Source organism: Pseudomonas sp. YA1, assembly GCF_058680555.1.
Genome location: NZ_JBZWBG010000011.1, coordinates 80,760 through 104,238, shown reverse-complemented (window position 1 = coordinate 104,238; position 23,479 = coordinate 80,760). Strand labels below are relative to the sequence as shown.

General features: G+C 62.6%; 16 protein-coding genes. 8 read left to right on the top strand and 8 right to left on the bottom strand.

The features are described from left to right. Positions 1 to 67: 67 nt before the first annotated feature. From zipA to AC4OR5_RS17140, 3 genes are all read right to left on the bottom strand, one after another. Positions 68 to 937 (bottom strand): cell division protein ZipA, encoded by an 870-nt coding sequence (zipA, locus tag AC4OR5_RS17150; RefSeq protein ID WP_058161181.1) that lies wholly within the window; start codon positions 935 to 937, stop codon positions 68 to 70. Between the two features lie 164 nt (positions 938 to 1,101). Continuing rightward, entirely contained in the window at positions 1,102 to 4,590 is a 3,489-nt protein-coding gene (smc, locus tag AC4OR5_RS17145) for a chromosome segregation protein SMC (RefSeq protein WP_031636342.1), read from the bottom strand. Between the two features lie 25 nt (positions 4,591 to 4,615). Next, positions 4,616 to 5,275 carry a GntR family transcriptional regulator gene (locus AC4OR5_RS17140; RefSeq protein ID WP_003087224.1) on the bottom strand — a complete coding sequence of 220 codons (660 nt, stop codon included), beginning with the start codon at positions 5,273 to 5,275 and terminating at the stop codon, positions 4,616 to 4,618. A gap of 180 nt (positions 5,276 to 5,455) precedes the next feature. On the opposite strand from AC4OR5_RS17140, the gene alkB2 reads away from it, so the two are divergent. From alkB2 to guaD, 5 genes are all read left to right on the top strand, one after another. Further along, a complete protein-coding gene (gene alkB2 / locus AC4OR5_RS17135; RefSeq protein ID WP_003083349.1) occupies positions 5,456 to 6,589 on the top strand; it encodes an alkane 1-monooxygenase AlkB2 in 1,134 nt (377 codons plus the stop codon). A gap of 220 nt (positions 6,590 to 6,809) precedes the next feature. Beyond that, positions 6,810 to 8,264, top strand: a complete 1,455-nt coding sequence (gene xdhA, locus AC4OR5_RS17130) for a xanthine dehydrogenase small subunit (protein WP_003117772.1) — start codon at positions 6,810 to 6,812, stop codon at positions 8,262 to 8,264. After that, positions 8,257 to 10,656 carry a xanthine dehydrogenase molybdopterin binding subunit gene (xdhB, locus tag AC4OR5_RS17125; RefSeq protein WP_023126260.1) on the top strand — a complete coding sequence of 800 codons (2,400 nt, stop codon included), beginning with the start codon at positions 8,257 to 8,259 and terminating at the stop codon, positions 10,654 to 10,656. The genes xdhA and xdhB overlap by 8 nt, the downstream gene beginning before the upstream one ends. A 26-nt stretch (positions 10,657 to 10,682) precedes the next feature. Next, positions 10,683 to 11,522, top strand: a complete 840-nt coding sequence (xdhC, locus tag AC4OR5_RS17120) for a xanthine dehydrogenase accessory protein XdhC (protein WP_003087215.1) — start codon at positions 10,683 to 10,685, stop codon at positions 11,520 to 11,522. Between the two features lie 70 nt (positions 11,523 to 11,592). After that, on the top strand, positions 11,593 to 12,897 hold the full coding sequence (guaD, locus tag AC4OR5_RS17115) for a guanine deaminase (RefSeq protein ID WP_058161180.1): 1,305 nt from the start codon (positions 11,593 to 11,595) through the stop codon (positions 12,895 to 12,897). 162 nt (positions 12,898 to 13,059) lie between these two features. On the opposite strand, the gene AC4OR5_RS17110 is transcribed toward guaD, so the two are convergent. Then, complete coding sequence (locus AC4OR5_RS17110; protein ID WP_003086964.1) at positions 13,060 to 13,593, bottom strand: GNAT family N-acetyltransferase; 534 nt, start codon at positions 13,591 to 13,593, stop codon at positions 13,060 to 13,062. 135 nt (positions 13,594 to 13,728) lie between these two features. Here AC4OR5_RS17110 and aceK point away from each other — a divergent pair, with 135 nt between their 5' ends. Further along, on the top strand, positions 13,729 to 15,462 hold the full coding sequence (gene aceK / locus AC4OR5_RS17105) for a bifunctional isocitrate dehydrogenase kinase/phosphatase (RefSeq protein WP_058161179.1): 1,734 nt from the start codon (positions 13,729 to 13,731) through the stop codon (positions 15,460 to 15,462). A 673-nt stretch (positions 15,463 to 16,135) separates the two neighbouring features. On the opposite strand, the gene AC4OR5_RS17100 is transcribed toward aceK, so the two are convergent. From AC4OR5_RS17100 to AC4OR5_RS17090, 3 genes are all read right to left on the bottom strand, one after another. Then, the gene (locus AC4OR5_RS17100; RefSeq protein ID WP_031655406.1) at positions 16,136 to 17,206 is read right to left on the bottom strand and encodes a hypothetical protein; all 1,071 of its coding nucleotides are present in this window, start codon (positions 17,204 to 17,206) and stop codon (positions 16,136 to 16,138) included. Between the two features lie 368 nt (positions 17,207 to 17,574). Continuing rightward, positions 17,575 to 18,717 carry a 4-phosphoerythronate dehydrogenase PdxB gene (gene pdxB, locus AC4OR5_RS17095; protein WP_034028845.1) on the bottom strand — a complete coding sequence of 381 codons (1,143 nt, stop codon included), beginning with the start codon at positions 18,715 to 18,717 and terminating at the stop codon, positions 17,575 to 17,577. A 214-nt stretch (positions 18,718 to 18,931) separates the two neighbouring features. Then, the gene (locus AC4OR5_RS17090; protein WP_003086962.1) at positions 18,932 to 19,438 is read right to left on the bottom strand and encodes a winged helix-turn-helix transcriptional regulator; all 507 of its coding nucleotides are present in this window, start codon (positions 19,436 to 19,438) and stop codon (positions 18,932 to 18,934) included. 108 nt (positions 19,439 to 19,546) lie between these two features. Between AC4OR5_RS17090 and fabF the strand changes: the two genes are divergently transcribed. Continuing rightward, on the top strand, positions 19,547 to 20,815 hold the full coding sequence (gene fabF / locus AC4OR5_RS17085; RefSeq protein WP_058161178.1) for a beta-ketoacyl-ACP synthase II: 1,269 nt from the start codon (positions 19,547 to 19,549) through the stop codon (positions 20,813 to 20,815). A 348-nt stretch (positions 20,816 to 21,163) separates the two neighbouring features. After that, on the top strand, positions 21,164 to 22,144 hold the full coding sequence (locus tag AC4OR5_RS17080; protein WP_058161177.1) for a Shedu immune nuclease family protein: 981 nt from the start codon (positions 21,164 to 21,166) through the stop codon (positions 22,142 to 22,144). A gap of 93 nt (positions 22,145 to 22,237) precedes the next feature. On the opposite strand, the gene AC4OR5_RS17075 is transcribed toward AC4OR5_RS17080, so the two are convergent. Further along, positions 22,238 to 23,431 carry an HNH endonuclease gene (locus tag AC4OR5_RS17075; RefSeq protein WP_176608084.1) on the bottom strand — a complete coding sequence of 398 codons (1,194 nt, stop codon included), beginning with the start codon at positions 23,429 to 23,431 and terminating at the stop codon, positions 22,238 to 22,240. Between the last annotated feature and the right edge of the window lie 48 nt (positions 23,432 to 23,479).

The window sequence follows — 23,479 nt, the reverse complement described above, 5'->3', positions numbered from 1 at the left end:
GCAGCCTCGGCTGCTCTATAGAGTAGTTCGCCGCCTCTCCCGCACGAAGAAAGGGGCTGTGGCCGGATCAGCGCTTCTGCATCAGGCTGCGGCGCTCATGGTCGATGATGCGCTGGCGGTAGTGCTCGATGGTCTGGGCGGTCAGCACGCTGCGCTGCTCGTCCTTCAGCTCGCCGTTCAGCTCGTGGGCCAGCTTGCGCGCGGCGGCGACCATCACGTCGAAGGCCTGCTTCGGATGGCGCGGCCCCGGCAGGCCGAGGAAGAAGCTCACGGCGCGGGTGCTGAAGTTGTCGATGTCGTCCAGGTCGAAAGTGCCCGGTTTCACCGCATTGGCCATGGAGAACAGGATCTCGCCATTGCCGGCCATGCTTTCGTGGCGATGGAAGATGTCCATGTCGCCGAAGCGCAGGCCGCTCTCGAGGATGTTCTGCAGCAAGGCCGGCCCCTTGAAGCCGCTTTCGTCGCGGGCGATGACGTTGATGATCAGCACCTCGTCGACCGGAGCAGGTTCGGCGGCGACCGCAGGGGCTTTCTCCCGCTCTTTCTCCTTGCGTCCCTTCGACTTGCCCTTGCGTGGCTCCACCGGCTCGGCGGCATCGCTCGGGTCCGCCTCCAGGGCCAGCCCCTCGTCGAGGTCCAGATCGCCCTGGCGCGGCTCTTCCTGGCGCTTGCCGCCCTTGCGCTCCTTGGATTCGCGGGCGCTGACGCTGGGCAGGTCCTGTTCGTCGAAGGACGGCTCGCGATGCTCGACCACCCGCGCCGGCCCCAGCAGTTCAGCCGAGTCGCCGTCGTCGTCCGGCAGATTGGCGAAACTGCGGTCGAGCTTGAACTTCAACTTGCCCTTGCCGCCCCGCATCCGCCGCCAACCGTCGAAGAGAATGCCGGCGATCACGATAAGCCCGATAACGATAAGCCATTCGCGCAGACCGATATCCATGTAATTCCGTAGCCCCTAGTGAAAATGGTGAATAAAAAATGAAAAAAGGACGTCCTGTCCCTTGAAACGTGGAGCCAACCTTGTTCTGACAGAACTTTCCCACGCGATACAAAAAGTGGCCATTAAACTAACATGCCCATGCACAAGTTTACACTGCCTGACACTCAGGCTTCAGCCAATGCGACCGCCTCTTCCACGTCAACAGCAACAAGCCGTGAACAGCCCGGCTCATGCATGGTCACGCCCATCAACTGATCGGCCATTTCCATGGCGATCTTGTTGTGGGTGATATAGATGAACTGCACCTTTTCCGACATCTCCTTCACCAATCGCGCATAACGTCCGACGTTGGCATCGTCCAATGGCGCATCGACTTCGTCGAGCATGCAGAACGGCGCCGGGTTCAACTGGAAGATGGCGAATACCAGCGCCAGCGCGGTCAGCGCCTTTTCCCCGCCGGACAACAAGTGGATAGTGCTGTTCTTCTTGCCCGGCGGGCGCGCCATGATCGCCACACCGGTATCGAGTAGATCTTCGCCGGTAAGTTCCAGATATGCCGTACCGCCGCCGAATACCTTCGGGAACAATGCCTGAAGGCCAGCATTGATCTGGTCGAAGGTTTCCTTGAAGCGATTGCGGGTTTCCCGGTCGATCTTGCGGATGACGTTTTCCAGCGTCTCCAGCGCTTCGGCCAGGTCGTCGTTCTGCGAGTCCAGGTAGCGCTTGCGCTCGGACTGCTGCTGGTACTCCTCGATCGCCGCCAGGTTGATCGGCCCCAGACGCTGGATGCGCGCCGCGAGACTCTCGAGACGCTCCTCCCATTCGCGTTCGCTGGCATCCAGGGGCAGGTTGGCCAGTACCGTGTGCAGGTCGTAGCCGTCTTCGGCGAGCTGCTCCTGCAAGGCCTTGCGCCGCACCACCAGCCCCTGCCACTCCAGGCGCTGCTGCTCCAGCTGGCCACGCAGCAGTTGCGATTGCTGCTCGGCCTGGCCGCGGCGCTTCTCCACCTCGCGCAGTTCGCGATCGGCGTCTTCCAGGGCCAGCCGCGCCTGCTTGAGTTCGTCCTCGACGGCCATCCGTCGCTCCAGCAACTCCTCGAGCTTCATGCGCAGCTCTTCCAGCGGCGCCGCACCCTCCTCCAGATTGAGGTTGAGCTGTTCGCAACGCTCGTTGAGGCGCGCCGACTGCTGGTCGAGGCGCTCCAGAGCCTGCTGGGTCGAATTGTGCTGCGCCCTCAGCGAGCCGACCCGCACCGCCAGTTGGTGCGCATGGTCCTTGTGGGTACGGGCATCCTGGCGAATCCGGTCGAGCCGTTCGCGCAGGGCGTCACGCTCCGCCAGCAGGGTTTCCCGGCGCTCGGTGTCCAGCGCCATGCTATCCAGCGCTTCCTGCAGGGTCAGGCGCGCCTCGCTCAGTTGCTCCTGTTCCAGCGCGCGCTGCTCGGCCAGTTCCGCCACTTCTTCGTCGAGACGGCGGCGACGCAGTACCAGTTGCTCGACCTTGGCCTGCTGCGCGGACAACTGCGCCTTCAGCTCGCCGTGCCGGCGCCCCTCCTCCTGGACCTGGCGCCGCACCTGCTCGCGCGAGCCTTCCAGCTCGCGCTGCTCGTCGCGGGCCGCAGCCAGACGCTCCTCGCCCTCGGCGACGCGGGTTTCCAGGACCTCGCGCCGTTCCTGCAACGCCTCCAGTTCCTGGGCGCGGGCGAGCATGCCGCCTTGGGCCTCGTCGCTGCGCCGGACCCGCAGGAAGTGCCGGCCGACCCAGTAGCCATCGCGGCTGATCAGGCTCTCGCCGTCGTCCAGGGCGCCGCGCTGGGCGAGCGCCTGTTCCAGGGTCTCCACCGGTTTCACCCGGGCCAACCAGGGACTCAGGTCGGCGTCGGCGCGGACCTTGTCCAGCAGCGAACCGGCCGCCGTCGCGGCTCCACGAGCGGGGCTGAGCAGGCGCAGCTCGCCCTTGCCGAAGCCGGCCAGGGCGAGCCCGTCGAAGCCGTCCAGCAAGACCGCCTGCAGATCCGCGCCGAGCACGGTCTCCACCGCCAGTTCCCAACCCGGCTCGACACGCAAGCCTTCGGCGAGGCGCGGACGTTGTTCCAGGCCCTGCTCGCGCAACCACTCCAAGGCGCCCTGTCCGGGATCGAGAGCGGCCTGCTGCAGGGCCTCCAGCGAAGCGATGCGACCGTTCAGGCGCTGCAACTCGCCCTGCGCCTGGTGCTGTTCGGCGGCCAGTTGCTGCAATTCCTGGCGCAATTGTTCGAGCCGCTCGGCTTGGCCCTGCTCCTGCAATTGCAGTTCTTCCAGGGCCAGTTCGGCGATCGCCACCTGTTCGTTGAGTTCGAGGATCGCCGCGTCCTCGGGGTCGGCCGCCAACTGGCCACGCTCGTCCTGCAGGCGCCGCTCGCGATCCAGCAGGCGCTCCAGGCTCTGCTCCAGGTGCTGGATGCGCGACTGCTGCACCTCGGCCTGGCGGCGGGGTTCGGCGCTCTGCTGGTTGAAGGCATCCCACTGCTGCTGCCAGGCCTGCATGCCCTGCTCGGCCTGTTCCAGGGCGATGCCCGCTTCTTCCGCGGCGGCCGCGCTGAGTTCCTGTTCCGGTGCGAGCATGGCCATTTCCTCGGCCAGGGTCGCGAGCAAGGTACGGTCGTGCCCGAGGTGCGATTCGGTTTCCTGGCGGGTCCGTTCGGCTTCGCGCAAGTCGTCCTGCAACTGGCGCTGGCGCTGCTGGCCATGCTGGATGCTCTGCTCGACCCGGGCGATGTCGCCGCCGACCGAATAGAAGCGCGCCTGCACCTGGTTGAAGCGTTCGGACAACTCGTGATGGCCGTCGCGCAGCCGTTCGATGCCGGCATCGGCACCACGCTGCTCGGCCACCAGGGCCTCGAAGGCGATCTCCTGGTCGCCGATGACCCGCTCGCGCTGACCGACCTGCTCGTTCAGGTCGCGCCAGCGCACGGCACCCAGCTGGGCCTTGAGCTGGCGCTCCTCGGCCTTGTGCTCCTGGTATTTTTCCGCCGACTGGGCCTGCCGGTGCAGGCGTTCCAGTTGCCGCCCCAGCTCTTCGCGCAGGTCGGTGAGGCGTGCCAGGTTTTCCTGGGTCCGACGGATGCGGCTTTCGGTTTCGCGGCGGCGCTCCTTGTACTTGGAAATGCCCGCGGCTTCCTCGATGAAGTTGCGCAGGTCTTCCGGACGCGCCTCGATCAGCTTGGAGATCATGCCCTGTTCGATGATCGAGTAGCTGCGCGGCCCCAGGCCGGTGCCGAGGAAGATGTCGGTGATGTCGCGCCGCCGGCACTTGGTGCCGTTGAGAAAATAGGTGTTCTGTCCATCCCGCGAGACCCGCCGGCGAATGGATATCTCGGCGTACTGGGCGTATTCGCCCACCAGGGTGGTCTCGGCGTTGTCGAAGATCAGCTCGATGCTCGCCTGGCTCACCGGCTTGCGGGTATTCGAGCCGTTGAAGATGACATCGGTCATCGACTCGCCGCGCAGGTTCTTCGCCGAGCTTTCGCCCATCACCCAGCGCACCGCGTCGATGATGTTCGACTTGCCGCAGCCGTTCGGCCCTACCACTGCCGCCATGTTGCTGGGGAAGTTCACCGTGGTCGGATCGACGAAGGACTTGAACCCCGCCAGCTTGATGCTCTTCAGGCGCATGCGTGCGCTCCCGCCAGGGTCGCCATCAGCGTTCGGCGAGCGCGGCCAGCACCAGCTGGCAGTTGTGGCGGCCGTATTCCAGCAGGACCTCGCGGATCCTCGCCTCGTCACGGGCGATCACCGCTTGCAGGAGCTGGGCGAAACTGCCGAGGAACTGGTTCATTTCCGCCTTGCGCCGCTCCAGCGCCAGGTGGTAGGCGCGACTCACCGCCGGCAGCAGGTTTTCGACGGTCTCCTGCAGGTAGGGATTGTTCGCGAAAGGAAAGGCCGCGCGCATGATGTCGAAGCTGGCCTCGACGAAGCCGTCGATATCGCTTTGCGCCAGGTTGTTCAGCAGGCGCTGCTGGATGGCCAGGAACGGTGCCAGCTCGGCTTCGCTGCGCCAGCGCCGGGCGACGCTTTCCGCCAGCAGGATGTAGAGCTGCACGATCAGCGCGTAGAGGCTTTCCACATGTTGCGGGGACAGTTCGGACACCTGGGCGCCGCGGCGCGGCAGGATGTTCACCAGGTGGCGGCGTTCGAGAATCAGCAGCGCCTCGCGGACCGAGCCGCGACTGACGTTGAGGGTCTGGGTGACCTTCTGCTCCTGGATACGTTCCCGTTCCTTGAGTTCTCCCCGGATGATGCGTTCCGCGAGGTGGTGGGCGATCTGCTCTGCCAGGCTGTCCGGGGCCTTGAACGTCATGGTGATCCTTTTATCCAGGGGCGCGTTTTCCGGGGGTATATGGATGGGAAGTGTAACACAGGGCGTTACCCCGCCGGCTTCCCGGCGAAGCGGCGGACAGAACGAAGGTTGGGATGGGGCAGGCCGGCCAAGGGAGGACAATTGTCAGACAATCTAACAAGATAAATACGAGGACTTCCCATGTTTGCCTCGCTTTCCTCTGCCTGGATGCTGCGTCTGAAAAAGTACGGCTACTGGATCTGGCTGATCGCGGTGCTCGGCATTCCGCTCAGCTACTGGTGGTCGCTCGGTAGCGACTATCCCAACGCCTGGCCCTGGCTGGTGATCAGCGTGGTGTTCGGGCTGATCCCGATCCTCGATGCCATCGTCGGCCGCGATCCAGCCAACCCCGAGGAAGCCAGCGAAGTGCCGGAGATGGAAGCACAGGGCTACTACCGCGTACTGTCCCTGGCCACCGTCCCGCTGTTGCTGGGCATGCTCGTCTGGTCCGGCTGGATCCTCGCCCACGAGACCCGCTGGGACTGGGTCGGCCAACTGGGCTGGATCCTGTCGGTGGGCACCGTGATGGGCGCCATCGGCATCACCGTCTCCCACGAACTGATCCACAAGGACCCGCAACTGGAACAGAACGCCGGCGGCCTGCTGCTGGCGGCGGTGTGCTATGCCGGCTTCAAGGTCGAACACGTGCGCGGCCACCATGTACACGTCTCGACCCCGGAAGATGCCTCGTCCTCGCGCTACGGCCAGAGCCTCTACTCGTTCCTCCCGCACGCCTACAAGCACAACTTCCTCAACGCCTGGCGCCTGGAGGCCGAGCGCCTGAAGCGCAAGGGCCTGCCGGCCCTGCACTGGCGCAACGAGCTGATCTGGTGGTACGCCATCAGCGCCCTCTTCCTGCTCGGCTTCAGCCTGGCCTTCGGCTGGCTGGGAGCGATCTTCTTCCTCGGCCAGTCGGTGATGGCCTTCACCCTGCTGGAGATCGTCAACTACGTCGAGCACTACGGCCTGCATCGGCGGCGTCTGGACAACGGCCGCTACGAACGCACCACGCCGGAACACTCGTGGAACAGCAATTTCCTCCTGACCAACCTGTTCCTTTTCCACCTGCAGCGCCATTCCGACCACCATGCCTACGCCAAGCGCCGCTACCAGGTGCTGCGCCACTACGACAGCAGCCCGCAACTGCCCAACGGCTACGCCGGGATGATCGTCCTCGCCCTGTTCCCGCCGCTCTGGCGCGCGGTGATGGACCCGAAGGTGCGCGCCTACTATGCCGGCGAGGAATACCAGCTTACCGACACCCAGCGCATCTGAGCGTCCCGCCCCTGGGAAACGGCACCTTCGGGTGCCGTTTTCGTTTATGGGGAAACTGACTGACCTACAGGTCAAAAAATTATTTGACTCAAAAGTCAGTTTTTTCTAGATTCGCCTCCATAGCTCCTACCGTGGAGCCCTGTGCGGAAACCGCCCCACTCCGGCCGGTTCTCCTGCAAGGCCTAGAATTCAATAACAAGAACCCGCCTGGAGGCACGCCTTGATCAGGTTCCTGCTCAATCGGGAGATCCGCGTCGAAGAACGCCTGGACCCCAACCTCACCGTCCTCGACTACCTGCGCCGGCACCTCGGCAAGACCGGCACCAAGGAAGGCTGCGCCTCCGGCGATTGCGGCGCCTGCACCGTGGTGGTCGGCGAATTGGTCACCGGCGAGGATGGTGCCGAACGCATCCGCTATCGCAGCCTGAACTCCTGCCTGACCTTCGTTTCCGCCCTTCACGGCAAGCAATTGATCACCGTCGAGGACCTCAAGCACCAGGACCGCCTGCACGACGTGCAGCAGGCGATGGTCGACTGCCATGGCTCGCAGTGCGGGTTCTGCACGCCGGGTTTCGTCATGTCGCTGTTCGCCCTGCAGAAGAACAGCGCCGGCGCCGATCCGGCCAAGGCCCACGAGGCGCTCGCCGGCAACCTCTGCCGCTGCACCGGCTACCGGCCGATCCTCGACGCCGCCGAGCAGGCCTGCTGCCACAAGCGCGCAGACCAGTTCGACGCCCGGGAAGCCGCCACCATCGAGCAATTGCGCGCCATCGCTCCGCGCGAAACCGCCGAGCTGAACAGCGGTGACCGGCGCTGCCTGCTGCCACTCACCGTCGCCGACCTGGCCGACCTCTACGGCGCCAATCCGCAGGCACGCCTGCTGGCCGGCGGCACCGACCTGGCGCTGGAGGTCACCCAGTTCCATCGCGAACTGCCGGTGATGATCTATGTCGGCCACATCCGCGAAATGAAACGCATCGAAGTGGGCGCCAACTGCCTGGAAATCGGCGCCGCCACCCCGCTGACCGACTGCTACCAGGCGCTGGCCGCGGACTACCCGGACTTCGGCGAATTGCTGCAGCGTTTCGCGTCCCTGCAGATCCGCAACCAGGGCACTCTCGGCGGCAATATCGGCAACGCCTCGCCGATCGGCGACGCCCCGCCGCTGCTGATCGCCCTCGGCGCGAAGATCGTCCTGCGCCGCGGCGAACGGCGCCGCGAGCTGCCGCTGGAGGAGTACTTCCTCGACTACAAGGTCACCGCCCGCGAAGAAGGCGAGTTCATCGAGAAGATCCTCGTCCCGCGTGCCCGGCCCGGCCAGGCGTTCAAGGCCTACAAGGTCTCCAAGCGCATCGACGACGATATTTCCGCGGTCTGCGCCGCCATCAGCCTCGACCTGGAAGATGGCCGGATCGCCCGCGCCAGGGTCGCCTTCGGCGGCATGGCGGCGATTCCCAAGCGCGCCGCCGCCTGCGAAGCGGCGCTGCAAGGCGCGCGCCTGGAAGCCGCCAGCTTCGAACGTGCCGCCGCCGCCCTGGCGAACGACTTCACCCCGCTCAGCGACTTCCGCGCGAGCAAGGAATATCGCCTGCTGACCGCGCAGAACCTGCTGCGCAAATGCTTCCTGGAGCTGCACGCTCCCGCCGTCGAAACCCGGGTGACCGCCTATGTCTAACCATCGCAAGCCGCACAAGAGCCAGGAAGAGCTGGCCGACCTGTTCCGCGCCGAGTTGACCACCGGAGTCGGCCGCAGCGTCAAGCACGAAAGCGCCCCCAAGCACGTCAGCGGCGAGGCGATCTACATCGACGATCGCCTGGAGTTTCCCAACCAGTTGCACGTCTATGCGCGCCTGAGCGAGCGCGCCCACGCCCGCATCACCCACCTCGACGTGACGCCCTGCTACCAGTTCCCCGGCGTCGCCATCGCCCTCACCGCCGCCGACGTTCCCGGCCAGCTCGACATCGGCCCGGTAGTGGCCGGCGACCCGTTGCTGGCCGATGGCAAGGTGGAGTATGTCGGACAGATGGTCCTGGCGGTCGCCGCCGACAGCCTGGAAACCGCGCGCAAGGCGGCCATGGCGGCGATCGTCGAGTACGAAGACCTGGAACCGGTGCTCGACGTGGTCGAGGCCCTGCGCAAGCGCCATTTCGTCCTCGACAGCCACCAGCACCGCATCGGCGATTCCGCCGCCGCGCTGGCCGGCGCGCCGCATCGCCTGCAAGGCACGCTGCACATCGGCGGCCAGGAGCATTTCTACCTGGAGACGCAGATTTCCTCGGTAATGCCCAGCGAAGACGGCGGCATGATCGTCTATTGCTCGACGCAGAACCCCACCGAAGTGCAGAAGCTGGTGGCCGAGGTCCTCGGGGTTTCCTTCAACCGCATCGTCATCGACATGCGCCGCATGGGCGGCGGCTTCGGCGGCAAGGAAACCCAGGCCGCGGCGCCGGCCTGCCTGTGCGCGGTGGTCGCCTACCACACCGGGCGTCCGGCGAAGATGCGCCTGCCGCGCATGGAGGACATGCAGATCACCGGCAAGCGTCACCCGTTCTACGTCGAATACGACGTCGGCTTCGACGACGATGGCCGCCTGCACGGCATCCAGATCGACCTGGCCGGCAACTGCGGCTACTCGCCGGACCTCTCCGGCTCGATCGTCGACCGCGCCATGTTCCACTCGGACAACGCCTACTTCCTCGGCAACGCCACCATCAACGGCCACCGTTGCAAGACCAACACCGCCTCGAACACCGCCTACCGCGGTTTCGGCGGGCCCCAGGGAATGGTCGCCATCGAGGAGATCATGGACGCCGTGGCCCGCAGCCTGGGCAAGGACCCGCTGGAGGTGCGCAAGCTCAACTACTACGGCAAGGACGAGCGCAACGTCACCCACTACCACCAGACCGTCGAGCACAACCTGCTGGCGGAGATGACCGCCGAGCTGGAAGCGAGCAGCGAGTACGCCCGCCGCCGCGAGGAAATCCGTGCGTTCAATGCCGCCAGCCCGGTCCTGAAGAAAGGCCTGGCGCTGACCCCGGTGAAGTTCGGCATTTCGTTCACCGCGACCTTCCTCAACCAGGCAGGTGCGCTGATCCACATCTATACCGACGGCAGCATCCACCTGAACCATGGCGGCACCGAGATGGGCCAGGGCCTCAACACCAAGGTCGCCCAGGTGGTCGCCGAGGTCTTCCAGGTCGACGTGGAGCGCATCCAGATCACCGCCACCAATACCGACAAGGTGCCCAACACCTCGCCCACCGCCGCCTCCTCGGGCACCGACCTGAACGGCAAGGCCGCGCAGAATGCCGCCGAAACCATCAAGCGGCGCCTGGTGGAGTTCGCCGCGCGGCACTGGAAGGTCAGCGAGGAAGACGTCGAGTTCCGCAACAACCAGGTGCGTATCCGCGAGCTGATCCTGCCGTTCGAGGAACTGGTCCAGCAGGCCTACTTCGGCCAGGTCTCGTTGTCCAGCACCGGCTTCTACCGCACGCCGAAGATCTTCTACGACCGCGAGCAGGCCCGTGGCCGGCCCTTCTATTATTTCGCCTACGGCGCCGCCTGCTCGGAGGTGATAGTCGATACCCTCACCGGCGAATACCGCATGCTGCGCACCGACATCCTGCATGACGTCGGCGATTCGCTGAACCCGGCCATCGACATCGGCCAGGTCGAAGGCGGCTTCGTCCAGGGCATGGGCTGGCTGACCATGGAGGAACTGGTCTGGAACGCCAAGGGCAAGCTGATGACCAGCGGCCCGGCCAGCTACAAGATTCCCGCCGTCGCCGACATGCCGCTGGACCTGCGGGTGAAACTGCTGGAGAACCGCAAGAATCCGGAGCAGACCGTGTTCCATTCCAAGGCCGTGGGCGAGCCGCCGTTCATGCTCGGCATCTCGGTCTGGTGCGCGATCAAGGACGCCGTGGCCAGCCTCGCCGACTACCGCGCGCAACCCGCCATCGACGCGCCGGCGACGCCCGAGCGGGTGCTCTGGGGCGTGGAACAGATGCGCCGGTTGAAGACCGCCCAGGCGCAAGCGGCGGACGCCGCGGTCGAGCCGGCCTGAACCGCCGCGATCGGGAGGATGACGAGATGAACTGGATCAGCGCCCTGGCCGAGTTGCAGCGTAGCGGCGAACCTTGCGTCCTGGTGACCATCATCGAGGAGCGCGGCTCGACCCCGCGCAACGCCGGCTCGAAGATGGTGGTCAGCGCCGAGCGGCTCTACGACACCATCGGCGGCGGCCACCTGGAATACAGGGCCCAGGCCATTGCCCGGGAAATGCTCGCCGCGCGGACCCAGGACACCCGCCTGGAGCGTTTCAGCCTGGGCGCCAGTCTCGGCCAGTGCTGCGGCGGCGCCACGGTGCTGCTGTTCGAGCCGATGGGCCAGCCGCAGGCACACATCGCCGTGTTCGGCGCGGGCCACGTCGGTCGCGCCCTGGTACCCTTGCTCGCCAGTCTGCCCTGCCGGGTGCGCTGGATCGATTCGCGGGAACACGAATTTCCCGCGCTCCTGCCCGACGGCGTGGAGAAAGTGGTGAACGACGAAGTGCTCGACGAGGTCGAGCGGATGCCGCCCGGCAGCCACTTCATCGTCATGACCCACAACCACCCGCTGGACCTGGAGCTTACCGCGGCGATCCTGGCGCGCAACGACTTCGCCTACTTCGGCCTGATCGGCTCGAAGACCAAGCGCGTCAAGTTCGAGCACCGCCTGCGCGAACGTGGCGTCGACGCCGAACGCCTGCAACGGATGCGCTGCCCGATGGGCCTGGATCAGGTGAAAGGCAAGCTGCCGGCGGAGATCGCCATCTCCATCGCCGGCGAGGTGATCGCCACCTACAACGCCGCCTTCGGCCTGGAACGCAAGCAGGGGCCGTCGAGCGTCACCCGGCTGACCCCGGAGTCGCGCCGCGCCCACGAATCCTGAGCGGCCCCCCGCTCCCCCGCGTCCGCCGCCAGGCGGCGGACCTCCCACGAACCCTTTTTTCGAGACTGCCATGACCCGCAACGCCAAAGCCTACCGCGCCGCCATCCTGCACAGCATCGCCGACCCCGCGGAGGTAGGCGTCGAACGCTCCTACGAATACTTCGAGGACGGCCTGTTGCTGGTGGAGGACGGCAAGGTCGCTCGCCTCGGTGACGCCGAAGCCCTGCTCGGCGAGATCGGCGACGTCGAGGTCTTCGAGTACCGCGACGCGCTGATCACCCCCGGCTTCATCGATACCCACATCCATTTCCCGCAGACCGGGATGATCGCCTCCTACGGCGAACAACTGCTGGACTGGCTGAACACCTATACCTTCCCCACCGAGCGCCAATTCGGTGACCAGGCCCATGCCGACCAGGTCGCCGAGATCTTCCTGCAGGAACTGCTGCGCAACGGCACTACCACCGCGCTGGTCTTCGGCAGCGTGCACCGGCAGTCGGTGGAATCGCTGTTCGAGGCCGCCCGGCGCCTGGACCTGCGCCTGATCGCCGGCAAGGTGATGATGGACCGCAACGCGCCGGACTACCTGACCGACACCGCCGAGAGCAGCTACCGCGACAGCAAGGCGCTGATCGAGCGCTGGCACGGCCAGGGCCGTCTGCTCTACGCAGTGACCCCGCGCTTCGCCCCGACCAGCACCGCGGAACAGCTGGACATGGCGGCGCGGCTGCTGCGCGAGCATCCCGGCGTATACCTGCACACCCACCTGTCGGAGAACCTCAAGGAAATCGAGTGGGTGAAGGAGCTGTTCCCCGAGCGCAGCGGCTACCTGGACGTCTACGACCACCACGGCCTGCTCGGGCCGCGCTCGGTGTTCGCCCATGGCGTGCACCTGTGCGACGGCGAATGCCAGCGCCTGGCGGAGACTGGCTCGGCTGTGGCGTTCTGCCCGACCTCCAACCTGTTCCTCGGCAGCGGTCTGTTCGACCTGCCGAAGCTGGAGCGCTACAAGGTCAAGGTCGGCCTCGGCACCGATGTCGGCGCCGGCACCAGCTTCTCCCAGTTGCAGTCCCTGAACGAGGCGTACAAGGTCATGCAGTTGCAGGGCGCCCGCCTCGATCCGTTCAAGTCGCTCTACCTCGCCACCCTTGGCGGCGCCCGTGCGCTGGAGCTGGACGACCGGATCGGCAGCTTCGCCACCGGCAACGAGGCGGACTTCGTGGTCCTCGACTACCACGCCACCCCGCTGCTCTCCTACCGCCTGAGCCAGGCCGGCAGCCTGGCCGAACGGCTGTTCGCGCTGACCATCCTCGGCGACGACCGCACGGTGAAGGAAACCTTCGCCGCCGGTCGCTCGGTGCATCGCCGCGTCTGACACGCTCATGAAAAAAGCCCCGAAAGTGTCCGAACTCTAGCTGGGGGGAGCCACACTTCTGCCCTGCTGAGTTTCGCGTGGCTGAGTCACCTGTATCGGTGGGCTGGAGCGGTCCTTAATAGAATAGGCCGCTGCTGGCCGGAGGCAGCCTCCCGGCCACCCTCACTCCCCCACCCGCCCCTCGACCCTCCTCAAGCGCGCCATGCTGTACACGTCCACGAAGCGCCCATCCCGCACCGCGTAATCGCGCATCTCCCCTTCGGTCTCGAAGCCGAACTTGCGATACAGCGCCAGCGCCGGGGCGTTGTCGGTGTAGACGGTGAGTTCGACGCGGCGCAGGTTCATCCAGTTGTCGGCGATGTCCAGCAGTTCGCCGAGCAGACGGCTACCGACACCCTTGCCCTGCCAGGCGACGGCGACGCCCAGGCCGATGCTGCCGCTGTGGCTGCGGCGGATGCGCGGGTGCTGTTCGAGGCTGGCGCTGCCGATGACGTCCCCCTGGTGCAAGGCGACGAGGATCAGCAGGCGGTCGTCGTCCACGCTGTCGTGCAGGCGCTTGCGGCGCTGCTCCACCGACTGGTAGGGCATCTGCAGGACCTGGCGGGCCACGGCGGGGTCGTTGTACAGGGCGGTGAGGCCTTCCACGTGGCGTTCGCTGTAGCGTTCGAGGCGGATCGTCGGCGATTCGGCGGTCATTGCGGTCATCCCTGGGCTGTCTGGCCACCCAGCATAAGCGTCTGCGCCGGGCTCGACCAGCCGGTCGGAGATCGCGCTTTCCCTGCCGCGCGGCTCTGGCTAAGCTCGACCTTCGAACAACGAAAGGACGCCAGCATGGTCCAGAGCGCCCCAGCCAGCGAAATCACCGCCCTCATCCTGCGCGGTTTCGACGATTACCGAGAGCAGTTCCGCGAGATCACCGACGGCGCCCGTGCCCGCTTCGAGCAGGCGCAGTGGCAGGAAGCGCAGCGCGCCTCGGCGCAGCGGATCAACCTCTACGAGGAAAAGGTCGCCGAGACGGTGGCCGGGCTGCGCGCGGGGCTGGCCGACAGCGAGCTGCTGGACGTGGAGCGCTGGCCGATCATCAAGAGCGCCTACATCGCGCAGATCGACCTGCGGCTGGACGACGAGCTGGCCGAGACCTGGTTCAACTCGATCTTCTGCGGGCTGTTCAGCCACGACAACATCAGCGACGGCACGATGTTCGTGCACACCACCCGGCCCTCGCTGCGCGCCCACGCCCGCGCGCCCTACACCCGCACCTACCGGCCAGGCGGCGACCTGCGCCAGGCGCTGGAGAAGATCTTCGACGACTACCGCTTCGACGTGCCCTACGACGACCGCGAGCGCGACCTCGAACGGATCGACGCACTGCTGCACAGCAACCTGCCGGACTGGGTGTGCAAGGACCCGGACCTGGCCATCGAGCTGATCGGCTCGGTGTTCTATCGCAACAAGGGCGCCTACCTGGTGGGTCGCCTGTTCACCCCGGACGAGCAGTGGCCGCTGGTGTTCCCGCTGCTGCACCGCGAGGGCCACGGCATCCAGTTCGACACGGTGATCACCGACGAGGCGGAAGTCTCGATCATCTTCTCCTTCACCCGCTCCTACTTCATGGTCGACGTGCCGGTGCCGGCCGAGCTGGTGGCCTTCCTCAAGCGCCTGCTGCCGGGCAAGCACCTGGCCGAGCTGTACACCTCGATCGGCTTCTACAAGCAGGGCAAGAGCGAGTTCTACCGCGCCCTGATCAACCACCTGGCGACCACCGACGACCGCTTCGTCATGGCCCCCGGGGTGCGCGGCATGGTGATGAGCGTGTTCACCCTGCCCGGCTTCAACACGGTGTTCAAGATCATCAAGGACCGCTTCAACCCGTCGAAGAGCGTCGACCACGCCACGGTGATCCAGAAGTACCAGTTGGTGAAGAACCACGACCGGGTCGGACGCCTGGCCGACACCCAGCAGTTCGCCGACTTCCGCTTCCCGGTGAGCAAGTTCGAGCCGGAGTGCCTGGCAGAACTGCTGGAAGTGGCGCCGTCGACGGTGGTGATGGAAGGCGACGTGGTGCTGATCCGCCACTGCTGGACGGAGCGGCGCATGACCCCGCTGAACATCTACCTGGAGAACGCCAGCGAGGCGCAGACCCGCGAGGCGCTGAACGACTACGGGCTGGCGATCAAGCAACTGGCGGCGGCGAACATCTTCCCCGGCGACATGCTGCTGAAGAACTTCGGCGTGACCCGCCACGGCCGGGTGGTGTTCTACGACTACGACGAGATCTGCTACCTCACCGAGGTGAACTTCCGCTACATCCCCGAGCCGCGCTTCCCCGAGGACGAGATGTCGTCCGAGCCCTGGTATTCGGTGGGGCCCAACGACGTGTTCCCGGAAGAATTCCCGCGCTTCCTGTTCGTCGACCTCAACCAGCGCCGGCTATTCGCCAAGCTGCACGGCAACCTCTACGACGCCAAATACTGGCAGGGCCTGCAGGAGCAGATCCGCGAGGGCAAGGTGATCGACGTGTTTCCCTATCGGCGGCAGGAGACGCCTGAGCAGTTGCTCGGGTAGGTGCGGAGACAGACGGACGGTTGTTGGCCGTCATATGCCTGTTTTCGCGGGGCTGGAATTTGGTGGATTTTAGCTTTACCTCATAAAGTATCTAAAAAACCTCAGCTAGAGTTGGCCTTCCATGGCGTCGAATTGTGAATTCATTGATATCCTACAAAAATAGAGTTTACTCTGACGAGTTCTGAAGGGGCACAGCGGAAGCAGTAATTTTCCGTTACAAACCGAAAGCAAATAGCCTACACTCAACATAAGATGCGTACATTCCTAGCATCTTTGTTTACCTCGACTACGTGGTGTGAAACCCTTGAAACGCCGTCGACGCCTCCGGCAGGCCTGATTTTCAATATGGTTATAGCCTCTCGGTAAACATTCCGCCATGCCCAAGCGATAAAAATTATCTGACGCGGATTTTGACATAGCCGCCAACCTTTTTAATATATATCAGCACATCAGACACCCTGATCGGAGCGAACTGCCTGCCGGAGGACATACCTACAAGCCCGGCACCACCCCAACAACTGGAATCGTATGTGAAAACCATGGGAACCCATCCCCTGCTGGAATAATAAGCGCGATAGCCGATTTCGCACTCTACTCTGTATCGCAAGATAAAACTTTACGGCATCGCGCAACCAGAATTATCTAAAATGAACTATAGCGAGCTATCAGGCCATCATTCAAGAATCATCTCGGATCGGAAAATATCCCCGATCTGCAACGTCGCGGCTTGCTCGTCATCGCTGATGATGTTTGTGCCCATCATGTCGATCCAATTGTTGCGGGATGGGTCAACCAGCGCCTCGATGGTAGGTTGCTCACGGAGCAGGTCTAGTGCATCCAGGTTGATACCTTGTCTTACAGTAACTTTTGAAATCGCCACGTCACGAATGTAGATTGGCCTCGGCAACTGGAAAGTAACCTCACGACCGCGATAGCGACCGTTGAAAAGATGATCTCTTGAGGTGCTTTCCAACAGCTCTTCTCGTGCACGACGGTCTCGATCTGCTATGTACTCGACGCGTTTCTTATCCGCCTTTCTTTTCGAGGGAGGCATAGCTTGTGGTTTGCCGAACGGTGCAGCTACAGCCTCTGCCGAAATTTCGAAACCTGTCGACCGAAGCAGTTTAGCCATTACGCCACGGGTTGCTGCATCTTGAGCAAACTCCAGTTCACTTTCAGCAATTGTTACGGGATCGTCGGGTACTGGATCAATGATCCTCAGGTGACTTGAATTGCCATCTTCAATGCCTATACTAAGACCTGAGACCAACCGTTGGCCTGTATGCCCAGACGGAAATATGATTGAGAGTTTCTGGGATACGCCCGAATTGATTTGACGATTCCTGAAAGCCTCGCCAGATTGGGTGCCCTTACATTCTAAAATGTGCCAGTTGCCATCGCGGTCTCGCGCCACGAAATCAGGCGTCTTATTTGGTCCTCGCTTTGCCGTGCGATGCTGGTGTGCGCCATGTCTCGCACCATAGCGTTGCAAAAAATAGCGGCCATCAACAATTTCAACCAATGGCAAATGTTTAATGAGCCAGACGATCGGCACTCCCATTCCGAAGTCATCGCTCAGAATGGTTTTCTGATGCGCATCAAGATCTGCATAACTTCTTGTCAAACGCAGATCCGCATCATGGGGGGTGATCGCTGCCAGATACCTAACCCACGCCCAGAACTCTGCAAGCGAAACGCCAGTGACAGATGTCGGTGTTGTCAAGTAACCGATCATCAATAACATCGCGTTGATATTCAGATTGAAATTATTGGTACCTGCTGTGAAAGCAGGTGGAAAACTTGGAGTCTTGCCGACACCAGGCCAACTGGACTTATCGACATGAACATCAATCGTACGGTACATCGCGGATGATCGTCCTTGAAAAGTGAGACACCGATCTTAGCCGTGGTCGACGAAAACTGTCGACCTATACTTGCGGAAAAAAGGGGACGAATTTGAATAGCACTTAACGTAAGCGCTAATTGATTGATTCAGAAAAGAAAGGCTGATCTTGATCTACGGTGATGGTTGCGAACATACACCGAGCCCAAGCAGCAGCCAGTCTTGTTGACTTCTCGTGCAGAGGCAGGAATCGAACCAGTCGCACGCTCCTAGACCAACTGCGCCCCCAGCGCCCGCACCACCCGCTGCAACTCCGCCCGTCCACCGGTGGCGACGCGCAGGCCGGTGATCTCGCGGCGCGGCGGGTAGTGTTTGCGCAGGGCGTCGAAGGCGGCGCGGCGGGTGGCGCTGTCGCCGGTCAGGCTGCGGCGGAAGGCGGCGTCGTCGCTGCGCGGGTCGTATACCGCGCGGCACAGAGTGGCCAGCGCCCAGGCCGGGTCGCAGCCGGGGTTGAGTTGCAGGCCGGCGAGCCAGGTTTCCGGCAGCACGTCTTGCAGGCTCACACGTTCGGCGATGCCGCGCCAGGCGCAGTAGGCCTGGTAGATCTGTGCGGTGCCGCGCAGCTTGCCTTCCAGGCTGTAGCCGGCGATGTGCGGAGTGGCGATCAGGCAGCGCGCGGCCAGCTCGGGGTCGGCCTGCGGTTCGCCTTCCCAGACGTCCAGCGCCACTTCCAGGTCGGCGCCGCCTTCGAGCAGGCGGCGCAGGGCCTGGTTGTCGACCACCGCGCCACGGCTGGCGTTGACCAGCCAGGTGCCGGGACGCAGGGCGGCCAGGCGGGTCTCATCCAGCAGGTGACGGGTCGGGTATTCGCCGTCGCGGTTCAGCGGAGTGTGCAGGCTGATCACGTCGGCCTCGGCCAGCAGCCGTTCCAGCGAGACGAACTCGCCGTCCGGCTCGCGTGCCTGGCGCGGCGGATCGCAGACCAGCACTTTCCAGCCCAGCCCACGCAGCACCTCCACCAGCCGCCCGCCGACCTGCCCGGCGCCGACCACCCCATAGGTGCGTTCGGCCAGGTCGGCGCCGCGCACCTCGGCCATCGCCAGCAGGCAGCCGAGCACGTAATCCACCACCCCGCGGGCATTGCAGCCGGGTGCGCTGGACCAGGCGATGCCGGCCTCGGCGAAGTAGTCGAGGTCGAGGTGGTCGGTGCCGATGGTGCAGGTGCCGACGAAGCGCACCGGCGAGCCGGCCAGCGCGGCGCGGCTGACCTCGGTGACCGAGCGCACCAGCAGCACGTCGACCTCGGCCAGCGCCGCGCGGTCGATGGCGCGCCCGGGCAAGCGGCGAATGGAGCCCTGGTCGGCGAAGAAGGCGTCGACCACGGGAATGTTTTCATCGGCGAGAATACGCATGCAGACCTCCGCGAACGAGGCTGCACACTCTAGCAGGCCAAGGGCTCGCGGTGTTGCCGAACGGCTCGCGAGGCGGACCTGCCAGCGCCATGCGCAAGCCTCGACGATCGCGTTTCTCCCAACCACGACCGCGAACGATGGCCAGCTACAAGGAACAGAACCGCGAACGCCTCGTCCGCCTCCTCGACCAGGCGGCGTACGCCAGGGAGCCCGTTCATCGAGCCGGTAGCTCGCTCCGCTCCGGCATGGCCGCCAGGCGCTGGCGCATTTCCTCGCTGGCGGCAGGCCCGGCCTGCACGGTGCATTGCTCCAGCGGTACCGTTCGGCCATCGGCGAGAGCCGCCATGAACGAGCGCACCGGCCGCCCGCTTGTTCGCTCGACGAGCTGCACGCTCTGCCCTTCCTCTGCGTAGTGGCGATTGCCCCAGGCGACGAAAGCCATGAGCACGACGCGAAAATCCTCGCCCTTGGCCGTGGGCACGTACTGATAGCGCAGCGGACGCTGGCTGTAGGGCTGGCGTTCGAGCAGGCCCGCCTCCACCAGCGCGTTCAGGCGCCGGGTAAGCATGTTCGGCGCGATATCCAGGCTGCGGGAAAATTCGTCGAAGCGGCGCAGGCCCTGTAGCGCATCGCGCATGATCAGGATGCTCCACCATTCGCCGACCCGTTCCAGGCTGCGGGCGATGGGGCATTCGGCATCGGCGAAGGTCTTGCGTTGCATGGTTCTTCCTTGGCGAGGCTCACAAAGTGCTGGTCCGCATGTTACTTTCATTATGATAGTTACGTCCACTGACTGCTATTCCATCGGAACAGAAGGACTCGGACCCTCATGAGCAAACGTATCGTCGTCACCGGCATGGGCGCGGTCAGCCCGCTGGGCTGCGGAGTCGAACCCATATGGCAACGCCTGCTGGCCGGGCAATCGGGCATCGCCAAGCTCCCGGCGGAGCTGATCGGCGACCTGCCCATCAGCATCGGCGGCCAGGTCCCCGACCGTGCCCGGGACCCGCAGGCCGGCTTCGATCCCGACCTGCTGCTGGCCGCCAAGGAGCAACGCAAGATGGACCGCTTCATCCTTTTCGCCCTGGCCGCCGCGCAAGAGGCCCTGGCCCAGGCCGGCTGGGCGCCGCAGAGCGCCGAGGCGCAGGAGCGCACGGCGACCGTCATCGCCTCCGGGGTGGGCGGCTTTCATGCCATCGCCGAAGCGGTGCGGACCACCGACGGCAAGGGACCGCGACGCCTGTCGCCCTTCACCATCCCGTCCTTTCTCTGCAACATGGCGGCCGCCCATGTGTCGATCCGCCATGGCTTCAAGGGACCGCTGGGCGCTCCGGTGACCGCCTGCGCGGCGGGCGTGCAAGCCATCGGCGACGCGGCGCGGATGATCCGCGCGGGAGAGGTCGACGTGGCGCTCTGCGGCGGCGCGGAAGCGACCATCCACCGGGTGAGCCTGGCCGGCTTCGCCGCCGCGCGCGCCCTGTCCAGCGATTTCAACGACAGCCCCGAACGCGCCTCACGCCCCTTCGACCAGGCCCGCGACGGCTTCGTCATGGGCGAAGGCGCTGGCCTACTGGTCATCGAGGAACTGGAGCACGCCCTGGCGCGCGGCGCCAGGCCCATCGCCGAGCTGGTGGGCTACGGCACCAGCGCCGACGCCTACCACATGACCGCCGGGCCGGAAGATGGCAGCGGCGCCCGCCGGGCCATGCAGCAGGCGCTGCGCCAGGCCGGCGTGGAAGCGGCCGCGGTGCAGCACCTGAATGCCCACGCCACCTCCACCCAGGTAGGCGACAAGTGCGAACTGGCCGCCATCAAGGCCGTGTTCGGCGCCGGCAGCGGGCTCGCCATCAGCGCGACCAAATCCGCCACCGGCCACCTCCTGGGCGCTGCCGGCGGCATCGAGGCGATCTTCACGGTCCTGGCACTGCGCGACCAGCTCGCCCCCGCCACGCTCAACCTGGAAACGCCCGACACCGACGCCGAGGGCCTCGACCTGGTTCGCGGCGAAGCCCGGAGCTGGCCGATGGAACACGCGCTGTCCAATGGCTTCGGCTTCGGCGGGGTGAATGCCAGCCTGTTGTTCCGGCGCTGGGTGTAGCGCGGCCGGCCCTCCGCCAGGCACTCCTGAGCACACTGGCGGAGGGGAAGCCACTCATGTCGCATGCCTCAGGGCGTGTGGGTTTTCCTGGTAGCTGCGTCGTGACAGTCTGTAGGCGCGATCTGGATTCGTGGGGCAATTGCTTGTGGAGTGGGCGTTCAATGGCCGATTTCGGCCAGAAGCTGTCTCTCGCATCCTGCGGTTGAATCCACACTCATAAGCTGTCAGTGGACACCATACTGGCAAAACCGTAGCCTGCCCGTAGAAACACTCGAAGATGCTATATGCTTCTGCAAAATTCATGCTTAGGCAAATACAAAATACACCGCGAAAGTTGAGAGCGCGCAAATGGAATTTGAGGTAGGATCAAGAACTGTTGAGATTAAAAAAAGGCGTATTCTCACCGCCAGCGTGAAACGGCAGGTAGCTATATTGAGTGGCTATCGATGCTCGTTCCCAGGCTGTGACCAAGACCTCATGCTCGATGGCTCGTCATTTATCGGGGAAATATCTTCGATCGAAGCCGTTCATTCTCACGGCCCAAGACACAACCCGTCTAAGGATGGAGACGAGCTACTTGAAATAGACAACTATCTTCTCTTATGCCCTAATCATCATGCGGTTATTGATAGGCAGCCTGAAATATATTCGACTGAGTGGCTAAAAAAGGCTAGGGAAGATCATCTAAGTAAAGTGTCAGAAGCACTGTCTGCCTCGAACTTTGTAGACGAGATAAAACTAGATGAGCAGGTTGAAGTTTCCTTAGAGGAAGCAATAGGTGTTTGGAAAGTAAATCGTGAAAACTCATCCGAGGAGTTCTGGCAAACTCTTCTGCAAAAATGTCCAGCTGTATTGTCACAGATATTTCCGCAAAGTATGTTTCAGCTAGGTAATAAATGCTACGTTGGTGGAAAATCTATAACAAACTCGGGTGGAAATCTCGTCGACTTTATCTACGCAAGCAGGCTGACTGGCAATATAGCATTGGTCGAAACAAAAACCCCGAAGACTAAATTGCTTGGAAAAAAGTATAGATCTAATGCCTATTCAATTAGCGAGGAGATGTCCGGATCATTTATTCAGGTGTTAAATTACAAAGACCAACTGATGAAAGAGTATTACAAGCTAAGCGAGGGCGACGAAGGTAGTTCCTTTTCTGCATTCAACCCAAAATGCTTAATTGTTATTGGCACGCTTGAATCAGAGCTTAAAGATGGGAATCAATACAAATCTTTTGAGCTATTCAGAAATAGTATGACGAATGTAGAGATTGTCACTTACGATGAGCTTTTTCAAAAGGCTCAAGACATTTTAGATATGGTCAAATAACACTGATTGACGGTTCTGAGCCGATTTCTGCCTCTCATTACGGGCAGAAGCCGGCCAGAAGCGGTCATTAAGTGTCTAGCTAGTAGGTGCGATTCAATCGTCCTCGGCATGATCATCCTCAGAATACTCATCTGAATCTTCATGCAACTCGCGAATTTGGCTAGGGGGCATCCGGAAGATATTCTGGAGATGCCTTTGTTCTTGGTGGATAAGATTGTGGCAGCTGTTGCAAAGAGATATAAGATCTAAATCATTCTCGGCACCGAGCCTGTCATAGACGATGTGGTGCACGCATTCAGCGGGTCGCTTACAAGCTTGACATTCGTAGTCATCTCTATGAAGAATTCGGGCTCGCGTTCTTTCCCATTCCGGGGATTTATAATAGGTTCCAAATCTTGAGTTATCTTTCGTCGCTAACTCGCCAGCTTGAATCAATCTTTGAATTCGTTCCCGATGTTCTAGATATGCCCTTCTCCAAGCATCTCCTCTTCTTCTGTACCAAGCTGTAAGATCTTCCTTGGATCGTTCTTTCAGGAACTCATCGAAAGAGGGGAGCGATGCTAGGTCTGGATACTTGCTTTTACTAACGCTGCCTGTGTGATGCCCACAGAGAGTACATTGCATAACGACAGCAGTCCCTCCCGATTTATAAGTGCGTAAGCGAGCATCAGTGTGGCTGTGATCGCAACCTTCGAAGTTGGGAGGCGGGTCTTCTAACTGAAATACAGTATTAAATCCCACCTCGTCGAACTCGGGGAGACTATTTCCCTTATTTAATTCAGTAACGTAAACATCATGGCGAGCTGAATTCCAAATATCCCATTCAAACGTGAGCCGCTTATATAAGCCCTCATCAAATTCTGGTAGTTTTTCAATGTCGTATTCTTTCTTCTGTAGCGCCTTTGACTGAGCGCCACACGTTACGCATTGAGTGACGACGTGCAATGTTTCGTTGCGAAACTTTCGCCGAACTACACGCGTTTGGCTATGCCTGCAGCCATATGCCTCCGGCCTTGGAGGCTCAGGGTTCTCAAGTAGAAATCTCTCAACTGCAAGCTCAGGTGAGCTTTTGAATTGATCGAAATCCCGCTCTGGCAATCTGAATTTATTTTTTAGTTCGCGAATTTTTGTGCTTAAGTTAGCGATTTCAACCCCAGCGGCATCTCTTTCCTCCTTCGTTGCTGTTGCATCTTCCCTAGTACAATTAGCGTTAAATTCATCTATTTTCAGCTGAAATATCTTGGGAAGATACTCGTCAAGTGGATTGTCGGAAAATGGGTATCCCATGTGGCTCTATGTTCCCTTCTGAGGTTAGAGATGAGTTTTTCTGCATCC